This window comes from Aeromonas sp. TW 6 (assembly GCF_013168745.1).
In the GTDB taxonomy this organism is placed as follows: Bacteria; Pseudomonadota; Gammaproteobacteria; order Enterobacterales; family Aeromonadaceae; genus Aeromonas; species Aeromonas caviae.
Genome location: NZ_JABERS010000007.1, coordinates 54,207 through 70,864, shown reverse-complemented (window position 1 = coordinate 70,864; position 16,658 = coordinate 54,207). Strand labels below are relative to the sequence as shown.

Sequence of the window (16,658 nt, the reverse complement as noted above, 5' to 3'; positions counted from 1 at the left end):
TGCGTAACTGCTGATATAGCAACAGGATGAGTATGTCGAAGCGCGATTTCTACGAAGTGCTCGGGGTATCGAAAGGTGCCGACGAGCGCGAGATCAAGAAGGCGTACAAGCGTCTGGCCATGAAGTATCACCCGGATCGCAACCAGGGTGATGCCGGGGCTGAAGAGAAGTTCAAAGAGGTCAAGGAAGCCTACGAGGTCCTGACCGACGAGAACCTGCGTGCCCGTTATGACCAGTACGGTCATGCCGGGGTGGATCCGAGCCAGGGTGGCGGCCACGGCGGCTTTGGCGGTGGTGCCGATTTCGGCGACATCTTCGGCGACGTGTTTGGCGACATCTTCGGTGGTCGCGGGGGCGGTCGTCGCGGCCCGGCCCGTGGCGCCGATCTGCGCTACAACATGGAGCTGACGCTGGAAGAGGCGGTGCGCGGGGTCTCCAAGGAGATCAAGATCCCGACCCAGGTCCACTGCGAAGTGTGCAACGGCTCCGGTGCCCATACCGGCAGCCAGGCCCAGACCTGCCCCACCTGCCACGGCTCCGGCCAGGTGCAGATGCGCCAGGGCTTCTTCGCGGTGCAGCAGCCCTGCCCCCACTGTCACGGTCGCGGCAAGATCATCAAGGATCCGTGCCGCAAGTGCCATGGGGAAGGGCGCTACCAGAAGACCAAGACCCTGTCGGTCAAGATCCCGGCCGGGGTCGATACCGGGGATCGCATCCGTCTCTCCGGCGAAGGGGAAGCGGGGGAAACCGGCGCATCGGCGGGGGATCTGTACGTACAGGTTCACGTGCGCGAGCACGAGATCTTCGTCCGTGACGGCAACGACCTCTACTGCGAAGTGCCCATCAGCTTCACCACCGCAGCGCTCGGCGGCGAGATTGAAGTGCCGACCCTGGATGGCCGGGTCAAGCTCAAGGTGACCCCGGAGACCCAGACCGGCAAGCTGTTCCGCCTGCGGGGCAAGGGCGTCAAGTCCGTGCGCTCCGGCCAGGTGGGGGATCTGATGTGCAAGGTGGTGATCGAGACTCCGGTCAAGCTGACCGAGACCCAGAAAGATCTGCTGCGCCAGCTGGACGACTCCTTCAGCGGCGCCGCTGCCAAGACCCACAAGCCGAAATCCGAAGGCTTCTTCGAAGGGGTGAAACGCTTCTTCGACGACCTGACCAAATAAACGCGACCCGCGTTACCCAAGCCGGCACGGATGTGCCGGCTTTTTTTTTTGCCCGCCATCTGGCCTGGACCCCCCCTTATTGAGTGGATCCCGATGAGGGATCCTCCTCACAACTTCCACCAATTCCTCCTGTACAAATGTTATCCCGCTCACACTCCTGCTGAAACGGTTTAGCTGGCATATTGAGTCAGCTAAAGCGGTTTAGCTATCCTCGGCTCGTCAACAACAACAGAGCCCGGACGGGCGACAGAAGACAGGTGAGGACGATGACGATGTTCAAGAGCAAGTTGGCGCTGGCCGTGGCGCTGGGATTGGGAATGAGCAGCCCGCTGTGGGCGGCGGATGGTGGTATCGAGGCTCGTCTGGCGGCGCTGGAGGCGCGGGTGCAGGCAGCCGAGGCGCGCGCCACCGCTGCCGAAGCGCGGGCCGATGAGGCCCAGAGCAAGGCAAACGAAGCCCGCGAGACCGCCGTGGTTGCCAAGGCCCAGAGCGAGAAGGTGGACAAGCAGACCGCCGGGGCCCAGGGCTTCGAGTTCCACGGCTATGCCCGCTCGGGCCTGCTGGTGAACGGCAACGGCAATGGTGGCCGCGGCGGCCCCTACATCACCCCGGCCGGCTCGGTGGGCGGCGCCGTGGGTCGCCTTGGCAACGAGGATGACACCTACATGGAGGCCAACCTGCTGAAGACCCAGACCTTCGACGATGGCAGCTGGGCCCGCTACAAGCTGATGCTGGCGGACGGGGTGGAGACCAGCAACGACTGGACCGCCAGCGATTCCAGCCTCAACACCCGCCAGGTGTTTGCCGAAATCGGCGATCTGGCGAGCTTCAGCGGTCCTTTCCAGCACTCGGTGCTCTGGGCGGGCAAGCGCTTTGACCGGGACAACTTCGATATCCACTGGCTCGACTCGGACGTGGTCTTCCTGGCCGGCACCGGCGGCGGCGTCTACGACGTGCAGCTGGCCGACAACTGGAAGGCGAACTTCTCCCTCTACGGGCGCGACTACGGCGACATCAGCGCGAGCGGTCTCTCCGACATCGAGAGCTACATCCTCACCATGAACAACCGCGTTGGCAACTGGCAGTGGATGCTGAACGGCCTCTCCGCCAAGGACAACGAGGCGCGCATCAATGACGGCGGCGCGGGCAGCGAAGCGGCGAACAAGGGGGCCCACACCCTGGTGGCCTACCACGCCGACAGCTTCTTTGGCATAAACCCCGGTTTCTCCAAGGCGGCGGTGCTGTATGGCCACGGTCTGGGTGCCGAGCTCAAGGGGCTGGGCTCCGACAGCGAGCTGCTGCCGGATGCCGATGCGGTGCGGGTCGCCGTATTTGGCGCTACCGATCTTGCGCCTCGCTGGCGTGTCGCCCCGGCCCTGCTGGCCGAGCACAGCCAGGATCGTTACGTGAAGGGGGACGAGTACCGCTGGGTGACCCTCAATGGCCGCCTGGCCCAGGTACTGAGCCAGAACGTCGAGCTGGTTTACGAGGCGACCTGGCAGTACATGGACCTCGATCCCAAGGGCTACAAGGGTCGTCAGGCGGTGAGCGGCGATTTCACCAAGCTCACCTTCGCGCCGACCTTCAAGGCGCAGACCGCCGGCTTCTTCGAGCGGCCCGAGTTGCGGGTGTTCGCCACCTGGATGGACTGGTCCTCCGAGCTCGACAACTACGCCAGCTCCGATGCCATGGGCCAGAGCAACTTCACCGCCGGGGGCGAGTGGAACTTTGGCGTGCAGATGGAAACCTGGTTCTAGTTCGTTATCCCGATCACAAAAATGGCAGGCGGCCCCGGGATCTGTTGGTTAGCTAAAACGGTTTAGCTGATAATGCGGACCCAGAACCCGGGGCTGACCCCGGCAAATCCTGTGCAGCAGTGGAGTAGCAACAAGGTGACGAATCGTGTGTGGGTAATGGGGGATGCGGTAGTGGACTTGATCCCGGAAGGGGAGCAGTACTACCTCAAGTGTCCGGGTGGCGCACCGGCCAACGTGGCGGTGGGCGTTGCCCGGCTCGGCGGGGAATCGGCCTTCATTGGCCGGGTCGGCGCGGATCCCTTCGGCCGCTTCATGGGGGAGACCCTGGCCAGGGAGGGGGTCGACATTCGCCACCTGATCCAGGATCCGGCCCATCGCACCAGCACGGTGCTGGTGGATCTCGATGAGGCGGGGGAGCGCAGCTTCACCTTCATGGTGCGCCCGAGCGCCGATCAGTTCCTGAGCCCCGCCGATCTGCCGGTCTTCCAGGCCGGGCAGTGGCTGCTGACCTGCTCCATTGCGCTCGCCAACGAGCCGGTGCGCAGCAGTTGTCTGCAAGCCATGGCGACCATCCGTGCCGTCGGGGGGCGGGTCTGCTTCGACCCCAACCTGAGGCCAGAGGTGTGGGGCAACCCTGCCGAGATGCTGCCCGTGGTGCGCGAGGCCATGGCCCTCGCAGACGTGGTCAAGCTCTCGGTGGAGGAGCTGCAACTGCTGAGCGGTCTGGACGATCTGGCGGCGGGGCTTGCCACTCTTTCAGGCCCGGCCCTGGTGCTGGTGACCCGGGGGGCGGCCGGTGTGGTGGCCCGTCTGGGTGGCGAGTTGCTGGAGTGGGTGGGGCCCAAAGTGACGCCACTCGATACCACGGGGGCGGGGGACGCCTTCGTTGCCGGGCTGCTGGCGGCCTTGGCCGAACGGACCTCGCTGCCGACGCTGGCCGAGCTGCCCGCCATTCTGGCTCAGGCCCACGGCTGCGGGGCGCTCGCCACCACCGCCAAGGGGGCGATGACGGCACTGCCCACCCGCACCCAGCTGGATGAATTTTTGCGATCAGGCGCAGACGGCTGTTGATCTGCGGCTAGAAGCCCGGCTCGACAGCCCCTACTCTCATGTGACAAGGGCCCGCCAGCGTGGCGGGTCATAAGAGGAAGAATATGAATATCAGTGCGATAGCCCAGGATCTGGTGCCCCTGCTCGGGGGCAAGGAGAACATCGTCAGCGCCGCCCACTGCGCCACCCGGCTGCGGCTGGTGCTGGCGGACGACAGCAAGGTGAACAAGGCCGCCATCGACAAGCTGGAGGGGGTCAAGGGGTGCTTCAGCAACGCCGGCCAGATCCAGGTCATTTTCGGCACCGGCCTGGTCAACAAGGTCTATGCGGAGTTCGTCACCCTGACCGGGACCGGCACCGCCAGCAAGGCGGAGCTGACCGACATGGCGACGGCCAAGCTCAACGTGGCCCAGCGTCTGGCGCGGACCCTCTCCAACATCTTCGTGCCCATCATTCCGGCCATCGTCGCCTCTGGCCTGCTGATGGGGCTGCTCGGCATGGTGCGCACCTACGGCTGGGTCAACGCCGACAGCGCCCTGTTCGTCATGCTCGACATGTTCAGCTCGGCAGCCTTCATCATCCTGCCGATCCTCATCGGTTTTACGGCGGCGCGCGAATTCGGCGGAAACCCCTATCTGGGGGCGACGCTCGGCGGCATTCTCACCCACCCGGCCCTGACCAACGCCTGGGGCGTGGCCGGGGGCTTCAAGACCATGGACTTCTTCGGCCTGGATGTCGCCATGATCGGCTACCAGGGCACCGTCTTCCCGGTGCTCCTGGCAGTCTGGTTCATGTCCCACCTGGAGAAGCAGCTGCGCAAGCGCATCCCTGACGCCCTGGATCTCATCCTCACCCCGTTTTTGACCGTCATCATCACCGGCTTCGTGGCGCTGCTCTTCATCGGCCCCGCCGGGCGGGTGCTGGGGGATGGCATCTCGTTCGGTCTGAGCGCCCTCTATGAGCAGGCAGGCTGGCTGGCGGGGCTGGTGTTTGGCGGCACCTATTCGCTCATCGTCATCACCGGCATCCACCACAGCTTCCACGCCATCGAGGCGGGGCTGCTGGCCAACCCTGCCATCGGCGTCAACTTCCTGCTGCCCATCTGGGCCATGGCCAACGTGGCCCAGGGCGGGGCTTGCCTCGCGGTCTACTTCAAGACCCGGGACGTGAAGATCAAGGCCATCACGGTGCCGGCGGCCATGTCCTGCCTGCTCGGTATCACCGAGGCGGCGATCTTCGGGGTCAACCTGCGCTACATCAAGCCCTTCCTGGCCGGCCTGTTCGGCGGGGCCTGCGGCGGCGCCTACGTGGTGGCGGCCAAGGTCGGCATGACGGCGGTGGGCCTGACCGGCATCCCGGGCATGGCCATCGTCCAGCCCATGAGCCTCATCCACTACGTCATCGGTCTGGTGATCGCCTTTGGCGCCGCTTTCGCCGCCTCCTACCTGCTCAAGTACAAGGTGGAGTGATGAAGGAAAGCCATCTCCTGAACCAGGTTGTCCGGTCCCTGCTGGCCGGACAGCTCAAGGCGGCGGCCGATCCCCATCGGCCCCGCTGGCATCAGGCAGCCCCGGTGGGGCTGCTCAACGATCCCAACGGCTTCATCGAGCACGACGGGCGCTACCATCTTTTCTACCAGTGGAACCCGCTCGGTTGCGAGCACCGCAACAAGGGCTGGGGGCATGTCACCTCCACCGATCTGCTGCACTGGCAGCACGAGCCGGTGGCGCTGCTGCCCACCGAGGCCTATGAGAGCCACGGCTGCTATTCGGGCTCGGCGGTGAGCGATGAGCAGGGGCGTCTGACCCTTATCTACACCGGCAACGTCAAATACCCGGACGGCAGCCGCACCGCCTACCAGTGTCTGGCCCGCGCCGACGGTGCGGGGGGCTTTGCCAAGCTGGGCCCTGTGCTGGATCTACCCGCAGGCTACAGCGGCCATGTGCGCGACCCCAAGGTGTGGCACGACGGTCGGCAGTGGCTGATGGTGCTGGGGGCCCGCACCCTGGACGATCGGGGTGAGGTGCTGCTCTATCGCGGTGACACCCTGGATGCCTGGACGCTGGTGGGCCCCATCGCTGGCAGCGGGCGCGGCGGTCTCGGGGAGTTTGGCTACATGTGGGAGTGTCCGGATCTCTTCCCCCTGGGAGATCGCCATGTGCTGATCAGCTGCCCCCAGGGGATTGCCCCGCAGGGAGAGGATTATCGCAACCTCTACCAGTGCGGCTGGCTGGCGGGTGACTTCGACGGGACGCATTTCGCCCACGGGTCCTTCCACGAGCTGGACCGGGGATTCGAGTTCTATGCCCCCCAGACTACCCAGGATAGCCAGGGGCGGCGCCTGCTGTTCGGCTGGCTGGGCTTGCCGGAGGAGAACGAGATGAGCCAGCCCACTCTCGAGCACGGCTGGATCCACCAGATGAGCTGCCCGCGGGAGCTGTTCTGGCAGGATGAGTGGCTCTGCCAGCGGCCGGTGGCAGAGCTGGGCGCCCTGAAAGGGGAGCAGACCCGCTTCGAGGGGGCGCCGGACGAGCTGCCTGCCCTGGCCATCGACTCGGCCTGGCTCGATCTGGCGCTGTGCGGTGAAGGGCGCATCGGGTTCGGGGCCGTGGTCGAGCTGGTGTGGCAGCCGGGGCGTCTTGTCCTGCGTCGCCAGAACTGGCAGAGCGGGGAGTGGGAGGAGCGAAGCGCCCCCTGGCTTGGGGGCAAGATCACCGTCTTGTGTGACCGCTCCAGCCTGGAGTGCTTCGTCGATGGCGGGCGCCAGAGCTTGTCGACCCGTTACTTCCCCGGCGAAAACCCAGTACTTTCCGCACGTTGCGGTGATGATGGCAGCAAAATTTGTCTCGATCACTGGCCGCTGGCGACCTGCCTAGTACAATAGCCCGGTCTCAGTGTGCCGGGAGGTCAGGTGGAGAAGAAGAAACGGATCACGATTGCCCAGATAGCCACGCTCGCGGGGGTCTCCAAGGCCACCGCCAGTCTGGTGCTCAACGGCAAGAGTGCGGAATACCGCATCGCCGACGATACCCGCAAGCGGATCCAGGCGGTGGCGGACGAGTGCCACTATCAGCCGAGCATCCACGCCCGCTCCCTGCGGGAGGTGCGCAGCTACACCTGGGGGCTGGTCATCCCCGACCTCACCAACTTCGGCTTCGCCAGCATCGCCCGTGCCCTGGAGGCCCGCTGTCGGGAGGCGGGGATCCAGCTGCTCATCGCCTGCTCCGAGGATGACCCCACCCTGGAGCAGCGGGTGGTGGACAACCTCATCAGCCGCCAGGTGGATGGCCTCATCGTCGCCTCCAGCGGCCACAGTGACGATATCTATGCCCGCATCCACGACCGCTTGCCGGTGGTGCAGCTCGACCGCCACATCGGTGAGTCGCGCCTGCCCATGGTGATCTCGGACGCCTGCAAGGCTACCGCCGAGCTGGTGCAGGATATGGCCGAGGATTGCGGGGAGGAGATCTACTACTTCGGCGGTCTGCTGGATCTCTCCCCCAGCCGCCACCGGCTGGCGGGTTACGAGCTCGGATTGCACCGGGCCGGGCTGGAGGCCACTTCAGACCGGGTCCGCCACCGTGACTACCAGCCGAGCTCGGGTTATCAGCTGATGTCTGAGCTGGTGGACGAACTCGGGGCACCGCCGAAGGGGCTTTTTACCGCCTCTTTCACCCTGCTGGAGGGGGTGCTGCGCTACCTCAACGAGGCGGGACTGATGGAGACCGGCATGCGCCTGTGTACCTTCGACGATCACGATCTGCTCGACTGCATCCCCATGCGCATCGATTCCGTGGCCCAGGATTGCCCGGCCCTGGCCCGGGCCGCCTCCGAGATGATGCAGCAACTCATCGCGGGCAATCCCCCAGCCCAGACCGCCCAGGTCATCAACCCCAGGGTGCGCTGGCGCAGCCGCCGCTAGGCACACGGCTTCCCTTTCCTGTGAAAAAGCCCCGCCGGATCCGGCGGGGCTTTTTGTGCTGCGCCTGGTATGAGGGCGTCAATCGGTGATGCTGGCCCGCCAGAAGATCTGCTTGATGTGAGGGTGCTCCCCGAGCGTGTTCATCAGGGCATCGAGCTTGGTGCCATCGATGGCGGTGGCGAGCAGCGCCGCCGAGATCTCGAGATCCTGATCGCCGAAGGGGGTGATGTCGAGTTCGCTCAGGGGGTAGTGGGCCTGCTCCAGCATCTGCTCGAGCCAGGGCAGCACCTCCTTCTGGTGAGCGCGGCCGATGAGAGCGGTCACGTGATAGGTCACTTCGGTGTCCATGTTGTCCACCGGGTCACGGTTTATCTGGTTGACCAGGGGGCGCAGCAGGGTGTTGGCGGCCAGCACGAAGAGGGCGCCGAGGATGGCCTCCAGGGCGAACCCGGCGCCGCAGGCGGCCCCGACAGCGGCCACGCCCCACAGGGTGGCCGCTGTGTTGATGCCCCGGATGTTGCCGGATTCCCGCATGATGACACCAGCGCCGAGAAAACCGATGCCGGAGACGATGTAGGCCACCACGTGGACGACCCCGTAACTGCCGCCATGCAGGTCATAGATGCGCTGGGCCAGGTTGACGAACAGGGCCGCCCCCACGGCGACCAGCACGTTGGTGCGAAGACCGGCGGTGCGCTGGCGGTACTGGCGCTCGAGGCCGACCAGGCTGCCCAGCACGAAGGCGAGCAGCAGGCTGGCCAGGGTGTCGAGCAGGGCGAGAAAATCGAGTTGTTGCCACATTCTCATGAAGAGTCTCCTCCTGGGGATGCCGACCAGCCTGCTCCCCCGGGTTGTGTGAGAGACGGGGGGCAAGGTCGACATCGTGGTGAATGCAAGGGCGCGACCCGCCTCCTGACGGGGCGGGATGGCGCAGAACAGGGTAAAGGCCCTTCACGGTTGCCCGGGAAGGACCTCGCCTCATTCGAGGGTCAATGCCTGGTGGCGTCGTCCCCGGCGCGGGGGCGCAGTTCCCAGCGTACCGGGTGGACAGCCCCGACCTGGTGGATGAACTGCACCAGATAGCGGCGCTGGGGCGGCGTGCAGTAGAGGCTCAGCACCAGCACGCGGCCTTCACCGCGCCCGGGCTTCATGGACTGCAGGGGACTGAGTCCGGCCGGTTGCAGGGTGTGGCTCACCGCCGCCAGCACCTGCTCCATGTCGGCTCTGTCTTCGCAGCGGATGTGCAGCCGATAGAGGTGCTGACGCCGTCTGCCACGTTGCCAGAGTGGTCGCAGGCCCCGCCCCAGTCTGCTCAGCAGGGAAGGGGATTTGTCAGCGACAGGGTTGTTTGAAATCAAGCGCATAGCAGCCTCCTTTTGGGAAGCAGAAACTATGCAGGCAAGGTGTCGGGGGATGAGTCCGCGTCACCTGACGTCAAGTGTGAAAAGCGGGGAAAAGAGGGATCCACTTCTCGCAGGGTGGCGAGTCGCGGCAGAGAAAAACCTGCGGCTAGCTCGCGACCAGGGTGCCGACGACGAGGGTCGGCGTGCGTCTGTCACTTGATGAGTTGCCCACCGATGGTCTCCGCTAGTGATAAAGAGGCGACATGGTAGCCGATACGGCGGCCTGGGTAAACCCCGAGCCCTTGATAGCAACATATTGAAACATAATAAAAAAGAGATGAAAGCGCCGGTGAAGGGAGCCCTCTTCCCTTCACCGGCGGGCCCTTGGGGGGTTACCGGGTCTTGTCGATGCCCAGGTATTTGAGCATCAGTTTTTCATAGATGGGTTCGGTGTCGCCCACCTGCATCTTGTGCAGGAAATACTTCTCGAACGCTATCTTGGCCAGGTGGACCCACTTCCCTTTCTTGAACCAGGCGACGTTGCGCGGCGGGATCTGCGGCATGGCCACGAAGGCGGCCCCTGTGTCCCCCATGTCCGCCAGACAGATGGCATTCCACACCGCCCGGGTGACCGGGGGCTGGCCGTCCAGCTCCGCCTTGATGTTGTGGCTCAGGGTGCGCACCATGGCCTCGATCATGTAGCCGGTCTTGGGCACCCCGGTCGGTACCGGCGTCTTGTGCTGGGGCGGGATGGCGATGCAGACCCCGGCGGCGTAAATCTGCGGGAAGACAGGGTTGCGCTGGTGTTCGTCGACGATGACGAACCCGCGGGGATTGACCAGCCCCTCGAGGCCCCGTAGGGGGCTGATGCCGGCGAAGGCGGGCAGCATCATGGCATGCTTGTAGGGGAGGCTGTGGGTGCGCTTGACGTTGCCATCTTCATCCAGCTCCTCCACCGTCATCACCCCATCCCTGGCCGCCACGGTGCGGGCATTGCAGATCCATTGCATGTCGCGCATGCGCAGCTCGCTCTCCAGCATGCCCTTGGAATCCCCCACGCCGTTGAGGCCGAGGTGACCGATGTAGGGTTCGCTGGTGACGAAGGTCATGGGCACGTCCTTTCTCACCTTCTTGTCGCGCAGGTGGCGATCGAGGATGAAGGCGTATTCGTAGGCCGGGCAGAAGCAGGAGGCGCCGGGCATGGCACCGACGATCACCGGACCCGGTTCGTCGAGCAGCCCGTTGACACTGTGTAGGCACTCCTCTGCGTGGGAGAGGGTGCAGACGCTGGCGGTGCCGCCCGCCGTCGGGCCTGCTCCCTGCACCTCTTCAAAGGCGAGTGCGGGGCCGGTGCAGAGCACCAGAAAGTCGTAGTGCAGGTGCTGGCCATCGGAGAGGCGGATCTGCTGTTCGAGGGGTTGCAACCCGGTCAGGGCGGCGTGGATGAAGCGGATCCCCTTCTTCTTCACATGAGGCTCTATGGGGAGGGAGATATCTTTGCGCTCTCGCCACCGGACCGCAATCCACGGGTTCGAAGGGTTGAATTCAAAGTCGGGTTTGTCGTTCACCAGGATGACGTCGTGCTGCTTGCCGAGTTCGGCCTTGAGCTCGTAGGCGGCCGACATGCCCCCCAACCCTGCCCCGATGATGATGATGGTTGCAATAATGAGCCTCCGCTCTATTACACGGCTCCTGTGAGCCAATATGTCCGCCTGCCTATTTGAGCCCCATTCGCCTGAGCACGGCGGCGGCGGGACAGACCCCGGTGAACGCGCTCTGGATCAGGTTGACCCCGACAAAGACGCTCAACCAGACAAAGCCCGGGTGGACCCAGGCCGTTAGCAGCAGCGACAGCAGCAACATGCCACCCGCGACCACTCTGACTCCGTTATCGACGGTCATTTCTCGTCTCCTTTTTTGTTTAGTGATTGCTAATTTAGGGATGTTTTATACAATAGAACAAATATCAGCAATTGCTAATTTAATCTTATGAGCCACTTCGACGAGATGAACCGACATGCGACAGCCGCCGCCGGCCTGCTCAAGGCGCTGGCTCATCCCGAACGCCTGATGGTGCTCTGCCAGCTGGTGGAAGGGGAGAAGGGGGTCGGGGAGCTGCTGGCCCACAGCCAGCTCGGGCAGTCGGCCTTCTCCCAGCAACTGTCGGTGTTGAAGCGCTACGGCCTTATCCGTTCGCGCAAAGTCTCCCAGCAGATCTACTACTCCCTGGTGAGCGAGGCGGCAGCCGATGTGCTGGCGGCGCTGCAAACCCATTTTTGTCACTCAGATGAGGAAATTCGATGATGGAAAGCCAATGGCTGCTCTCGTTGGGGGGCGGCATGCTGGCGGGGCTCTCGGCCCTGATCCTGATGTTGTTCAACGGCCGGGTGGCCGGGATCAGCGGCATTCTGGCCGGTGCAATGCAGTACAAAACCCCCTGGCGGGTGCTGTTTCTGCTGGGATTGGGACTGGGGGCCTGGCTGGCGCTGACCCTGGGTTGGGCCACCATGCCCGCCTTTGATGCCTTGCCCGGCTGGCCCGTGGTGCTGCTGGCCGGCCTGCTGGTGGGCATCGGCACCCGTCTTGGCAATGGCTGCACCAGCGGTCACGGCATCTGCGGTATGGGGAGGCTGTCGACGCGCTCCGTGGTGGCGACGCTCACCTTTATGGGGATGGGCGTGGCGACCGTGTTCTTTACTCACCACATGTTTTGACGGGTTGATTGCCATGAAATTGCTGACAAGTGTGTTTGCGGGTCTGTTGTTCGGGCTGGGAATGGCCCTCTCCGGGATGATGGATCCGGCGCGGGTCACCGGGTTTCTCGATCTGGCCGGTGCCTGGGATCCCAGCCTGGCCTTCGTGATGGGGGGGCCCTGGCTGTCTTCATGCCGGGCTACTTCCTGCTGGTGAAACCCCGTCGTCTGAGCCTGCTGGGGGAGCCCATGGCCCGGGTTCCCGCTCCCGTGCTGGATCGCCGCCTGATTGGCGGGGCCGCACTGTTCGGGATCGGTTGGGGCCTGGTGGGCATCTGTCCTGGGCCTGCTCTGAGTCTCATTTCCAGCGGGCAGCCCATGATAATGTTGTTCATCGGGGCCATGGCGGCCGGGGTCCTGCTGGTGGACAAGGTCTGGAACAGGGTGCTGGAGAAGGCTCGCCAGCACCGTACTGCCTGAGTTTTCAAGGTGCCAATGAGCCAGGGAAGGAGAATCATGATGAACACAATCCGGTTGCTGGTGACCACCCTGCTGGTCATGACATCCACCCTGGTGGCGGCCGAGGAGGCCAAGGGGTCGCTGACGCTGACCCCGCAGCGCGTCACCGACTGGCTCACCCTGAGCGGTACCGTGAGCGCCATTCATCAGGGGACGGTCGCGGCCCAGACCAGTGGCCGCGTCTCCCGCATGCTGGTGGATGTGAATGACGAGGTACAGGCCGGGCAGCCCCTGCTCGAGATAAGCGGCAAGGAGCAGTCTGCCGCCGTGACCGGCGCCGAGGCGCGAGTGGCCAGGGCCCAGGCCCAGCAGGTGGAGGCCGAGCGCCAGCTCACCCGTTATCAGGCCCTCATCGCCAAGGGGGTGATCACCCGGGCCCAGCTCGACAACGCCCAGGCAACGGATCGGGCCGCCCGCGCCGAGGTCAATGCCGCCGAGGCCGCCCTCATCCAGGCCCGGGAAGCCTACGGCTATACCCGTATCCTCGCCCCCTACGCCGGGGTGGTGACCAGGCGGCTGGTGGAGCTGGGGGAGACGGTGGCCCCCGGTACGCCGCTGCTATCCGGTTTCTCCCTTGGCGAGCTGAGGGTGGAGCTGGAGCTGCCCCAGTCCGCACTGGCTCTCGCCGGCCAGCCGTCGGATGTGCAGGTGCTGCTGCCCGGTGGCAAGGCCGTGACTCCCGTCAAGCTGACCCGCTTCAACTACGCCGACAGCCAGAGCCACAGTTTCCGGCTGCGCCTCGATCTGCCGCCGAACACGACAGGGGTGCTGCCCGGCATGTGGCTCAAGGTGCAGCTCGAACAGGGTGAGCGTCAGGTGTTGCAAGTGCCGGAGCCCGCCCTGCTGCGGCAGGGGGAGTTCAACGGCGTCTACCTCAAAGAGGGGGAGGGCTGGGCCCTGACCCCGGTGCGGGTCGGCCACTGCGAGGCTGGGCTGTGCGAGGTCCTGGCGGGTCTCAAGGGCGGTGACACCCTGGCCCCCGATGCCTGGAGCCGTCAACAGGAGGTGCCCCATGAGTAGCGAGCTGAACGGCAACCATGGCCGCCTTGGGCCCGCGGGTCGGCTGGCGGCCCTGTTTCAGGGCTCGGCCATCACCCCGCTGCTGGCGCTGGTGGGGCTCTTGCTCGGCCTCTTTGCCGTGCTGGTGACCCCCAAGGAGGAGGAGCCCCAGATCGATGTCACCTTCGCCGACGTCTACATTCCCTTCCCGGGGGCCAGCCCGGCAGAGGTGGAATCCCTCGTCACCACCCCTGCCGAGCAGGTGGTCTCCCAGATAGAGGGGATAGATACCCTCTACTCCTTCTCCCAACCCGATGGTGCCCTGCTGGTGGTGGTGTTCAAGGTGGGGGTGAGCCGGGAGCAGGCCATCGTGGATCTCAACAACCAGCTCGACTCCAACCGCGACTGGTTGCCACAGGGGATCGGAGTCGGTCAGCCACTGGTAAAACCCCGGGGGATCGATGATGTTCCCATCGTCAGTCTGACCTTATGGAGCAAAGATTGGAGCAAAGAGGGGAGCAAGCAGCTAGGGGCCCCCGATCTGACCCGGGTCGCCCATGAGCTGGAGACCGAACTCAAGCGCATTCCCGGTACCCGCGATATCTACACGCTGGGCAGCCAGAGCGCCGTGTTGCGGGTGATGCCGGACCCGGCGGCCCTCAGCGCCCATGGCATCAGCTGGGGCGAACTGAGCCAGCGTCTCTCTGCCGCCAACCGGGTGGGCAGCGAGCAGGCCGTGGTGCAGGATAACCGGGAAATCAAGGTGCAGGTGGGGCAGTTCCTGCAAAGCGAGCAGGAGGCCCGCGAACTGGTGGTGGGCCTGCATAACGGCAAGCCGGTCTATCTCGGTGAGGTGGCCCGGGTGTCCCTTGGGGAGGAGACCCCGGTGCAGCGCAGCTGGATGGGGCAGGGGCAAGCCAGCTACCCGGCGGTGACCCTGGCCATCGGCAAGCAGCCGGGGCAGAACGCGGTGGAGGTGGCCAAGCGGGTGGAGGCACGGGTGGAGAGCCTCAGGAACCGGCTCATCCCGGCTGGCGTCGAGGTGACGGTGACCCGTGACTACGGCGTCACCGCCGAGACCAAATCCAACACCCTCATCGGCAAGCTCATCTTTGCCACCACGGCGGTGGTATTGCTGGTGCTGGTGAGCATGGGGTGGCGCGAGGCGCTGGTGGTGGGCATCGCCATCGTCATCACCCTGGCGCTGACCCTGTTCGCCTCCTGGGCATGGGGCTTTACCCTCAACCGGGTGTCCCTCTTTGCACTTATCTTCTCCATCGGCATCCTGGTGGATGACGCCATCGTCGTGGTGGAGAACATCCACCGCCATCGCGGCCTGGGCAAGGGGTCGCTCAAGGATCTCATTCCGGGGGCGGTGGACGAGGTGGGGGGGCCGACCATACTGGCGACCCTGACCGTCATCGCGGCCCTGCTGCCCATGGCCTTCGTCAGCGGCCTGATGGGCCCCTACATGAGCCCCATCCCCATCAATGCCAGTATGGGGATGCTCATCTCCCTGCTGGTGGCCTTTATCTTCTCCCCTTGGCTGGCGAGCCATTTGCTCAAGGGGGAGGCGCACGGTGCCCACGGCGAGGCCAAGGCTGGGCTCTTTCACCGACTGATGACCCCCTTCCTGATGGGGGCGGGTGCCAGGAGAGCGAGACATAAGCTTTGGCTGGCCATTCTGCTGCTGGTGGCGGGGGCGGCCGCCATGCCCGTGGTGCAGTGGGTGGTGCTCAAGATGCTCCCCTTCGACAACAAGTCGGAATTCCAGCTGGTGCTCGACATGCCGGAGGGGGCGACCCTGGAGCAGACCGAGCGCACCCTGCTGGCGGTGGGTCGGGAGCTTGCCAGGGTGCCCGAGGTGAAGGATTACCAGATCTACGCCGGCACCGCCGCCCCCATCAACTTCAACGGGCTGGTGCGCCACTACTTCATCCGCAGCGGCGCCAACGTGGGTGATATTCAGGTCAATCTGGTGGACAAGCATGAACGGGATCGCAGCAGTCACGAGATTGCCCGGTCGGTGCGTGCGCCCTTGCAGGCCATCGCCAGTGCGGCAGGGGGCAACCTCAAGGTGGTGGAGGTGCCCCCGGGACCGCCTGTCTGGTCGCCCATTGTCGCGGAAGTGTATGGCCCGACGCAGGCCGCCCGTGAAGCCGCTGCCCGCGCCGTACAGGCCCGCTTTGTGGCCACGGCGGATCTGGTGGACGTGGACATCTATCTGACCGACCCCCAGCCCAAGTGGCGGCTGGGGGTGGATCGCGCCCAGGCGGCCCTGCTCGGGGTCGATCTCGGGGATCTGGTGGCGACCCTCAACGGGGGCGTGGGCTATCAGGATGTGAGCTGGCTGCAAGGGCAAGGCGCCAAGTATCCGGTGCCGATCCGCATCGAGCTCGCCCCCGGTGACAAGCGGGATCTGACCGGCATCCTGGCTCTCAAGGTGCGCAGCCAGAGCGGCCAGCTGGTGCGGGTCTCCGAGCTGGTGAGCCGTCGTGACGAGGTCGCCCCCAGTTACCTCATGCACAAGAACATGCAGCCCATGGTGATGGTGGTGGCTGACATGGGCGGCCATGCCGACAGCCCGCTCTACGGCATGTTTGCCGCCGGTGCCGACATCTCGCTGCCACAGTATTACGTGCATCAGCCCGACAAGCTGGGGGAGGTGGCCCTCTTGTGGGACGGGGAGTGGAAGATAACCTACGAGACCTTCCGTGACATGGGGCTGGCCTACGGGGTGGGGATGATCCTCATCTACCTGCTGGTGGTGGCCCAGTTCCGCTCCTATCTGGTGCCGCTCATCATCATGGCCCCCATTCCGCTCACCCTCATCGGGGTGATGCCGGGTCACGCCCTGCTGGGGGCCCAGTTCACCGCCACCTCGATGATCGGGATGATTGCGCTGGCCGGGATCATCGTGCGCAACAGCATCCTGCTGGTGGATTTCATCGAGCAGCAGCGGGCGAGTGGCATGGCGTTCGAGCAGGCGGTGATCGAGGCGGCGCAGGTGCGAGCCAAACCCATCATGCTGACGGCGCTGGCGGCCATGATAGGGGCGCTTTTCATCCTGGATGACCCCATCTTCAATGGCCTCGCCATCAGCCTTATCTTCGGGATCCTGGTTTCCACCCTGCTCACCCTGGTGGTGATCCCGCTGCTCTACTACAGCCTGCTCGTTCGCCGAAGTCAGAGGTAAACACAGGGGG

At 64.9% G+C, this 16,658-nt stretch carries 14 protein-coding genes and 1 pseudogene; 11 read left to right on the top strand and 4 right to left on the bottom strand.

The annotated features are described in order from the left end of the window. The first annotated feature begins 32 nt into the window (after positions 1-32). From dnaJ to HKD46_RS05250, 6 genes are all read left to right on the top strand, one after another. Entirely contained in the window at positions 33-1,169 is a 1,137-nt protein-coding gene (gene dnaJ, locus HKD46_RS05275) for a molecular chaperone DnaJ (protein ID WP_010673647.1), read from the top strand. A 266-nt stretch (positions 1,170-1,435) separates the two neighbouring features. Then, positions 1,436-2,926 (top strand): carbohydrate porin, encoded by a 1,491-nt coding sequence (locus tag HKD46_RS05270; RefSeq protein WP_171864993.1) that lies wholly within the window; start codon positions 1,436-1,438, stop codon positions 2,924-2,926. Positions 2,927-3,037: 111 nt separating this feature from the next. Continuing rightward, on the top strand, positions 3,038-3,997 hold the full coding sequence (locus tag HKD46_RS05265; RefSeq protein WP_171865010.1) for an aminoimidazole riboside kinase: 960 nt from the start codon (positions 3,038-3,040) through the stop codon (positions 3,995-3,997). An 83-nt stretch (positions 3,998-4,080) separates the two neighbouring features. Continuing rightward, a complete protein-coding gene (locus HKD46_RS05260) occupies positions 4,081-5,445 on the top strand; it encodes a sucrose-specific PTS transporter subunit IIBC (protein ID WP_041214803.1) in 1,365 nt (454 codons plus the stop codon). Next, complete coding sequence (locus HKD46_RS05255) at positions 5,445-6,860, top strand: sucrose-6-phosphate hydrolase (protein WP_171864992.1); 1,416 nt, start codon at positions 5,445-5,447, stop codon at positions 6,858-6,860. Before HKD46_RS05260 ends, HKD46_RS05255 begins: the two co-directional genes overlap by 1 nt. Before the next feature lie 27 nt (positions 6,861-6,887). Further along, entirely contained in the window at positions 6,888-7,898 is a 1,011-nt protein-coding gene (locus tag HKD46_RS05250; protein WP_109112194.1) for a substrate-binding domain-containing protein, read from the top strand. 78 nt (positions 7,899-7,976) lie between these two features. Here the strand turns inward: HKD46_RS05250 and HKD46_RS05245 are convergent, their stop codons facing one another. The 4 genes from HKD46_RS05245 to HKD46_RS05230 form a co-directional block, all read right to left on the bottom strand. After that, the gene (locus HKD46_RS05245; protein ID WP_041213246.1) at positions 7,977-8,705 is read right to left on the bottom strand and encodes an MgtC/SapB family protein; all 729 of its coding nucleotides are present in this window, start codon (positions 8,703-8,705) and stop codon (positions 7,977-7,979) included. 182 nt (positions 8,706-8,887) lie between these two features. Continuing rightward, positions 8,888-9,262, bottom strand: a complete 375-nt coding sequence (locus HKD46_RS05240; RefSeq protein ID WP_043154730.1) for a hypothetical protein — start codon at positions 9,260-9,262, stop codon at positions 8,888-8,890. 371 nt (positions 9,263-9,633) lie between these two features. Next, a complete protein-coding gene (locus tag HKD46_RS05235) occupies positions 9,634-10,944 on the bottom strand; it encodes an NAD(P)/FAD-dependent oxidoreductase (protein ID WP_260395633.1) in 1,311 nt (436 codons plus the stop codon). 13 nt (positions 10,945-10,957) lie between these two features. Beyond that, positions 10,958-11,143 carry a DUF2892 domain-containing protein gene (locus HKD46_RS05230; protein WP_041213243.1) on the bottom strand — a complete coding sequence of 62 codons (186 nt, stop codon included), beginning with the start codon at positions 11,141-11,143 and terminating at the stop codon, positions 10,958-10,960. Positions 11,144-11,230: 87 nt separating this feature from the next. On the opposite strand from HKD46_RS05230, the gene HKD46_RS05225 reads away from it, so the two are divergent. The 5 genes and pseudogenes from HKD46_RS05225 to HKD46_RS05205 all read left to right on the top strand — a co-directional run bounded on the left by HKD46_RS05225 (position 11,231) and on the right by HKD46_RS05205 (position 16,648). Further along, on the top strand, positions 11,231-11,545 hold the full coding sequence (locus HKD46_RS05225) for a helix-turn-helix transcriptional regulator (RefSeq protein ID WP_042864166.1): 315 nt from the start codon (positions 11,231-11,233) through the stop codon (positions 11,543-11,545). Further along, entirely contained in the window at positions 11,542-11,955 is a 414-nt protein-coding gene (locus tag HKD46_RS05220; protein WP_042881673.1) for a YeeE/YedE family protein, read from the top strand. The genes HKD46_RS05225 and HKD46_RS05220 overlap by 4 nt, the downstream gene beginning before the upstream one ends. A gap of 13 nt (positions 11,956-11,968) precedes the next feature. Beyond that, a pseudogene (locus tag HKD46_RS05215) lies at positions 11,969-12,414 on the top strand (DUF6691 family protein). 39 nt (positions 12,415-12,453) lie between these two features. Continuing rightward, complete coding sequence (locus HKD46_RS05210) at positions 12,454-13,473, top strand: efflux RND transporter periplasmic adaptor subunit (protein ID WP_109112196.1); 1,020 nt, start codon at positions 12,454-12,456, stop codon at positions 13,471-13,473. Beyond that, positions 13,466-16,648 carry an efflux RND transporter permease subunit gene (locus tag HKD46_RS05205; RefSeq protein ID WP_113978204.1) on the top strand — a complete coding sequence of 1,061 codons (3,183 nt, stop codon included), beginning with the start codon at positions 13,466-13,468 and terminating at the stop codon, positions 16,646-16,648. The genes HKD46_RS05210 and HKD46_RS05205 overlap by 8 nt, the downstream gene beginning before the upstream one ends. Positions 16,649-16,658 lie beyond the last annotated feature (10 nt).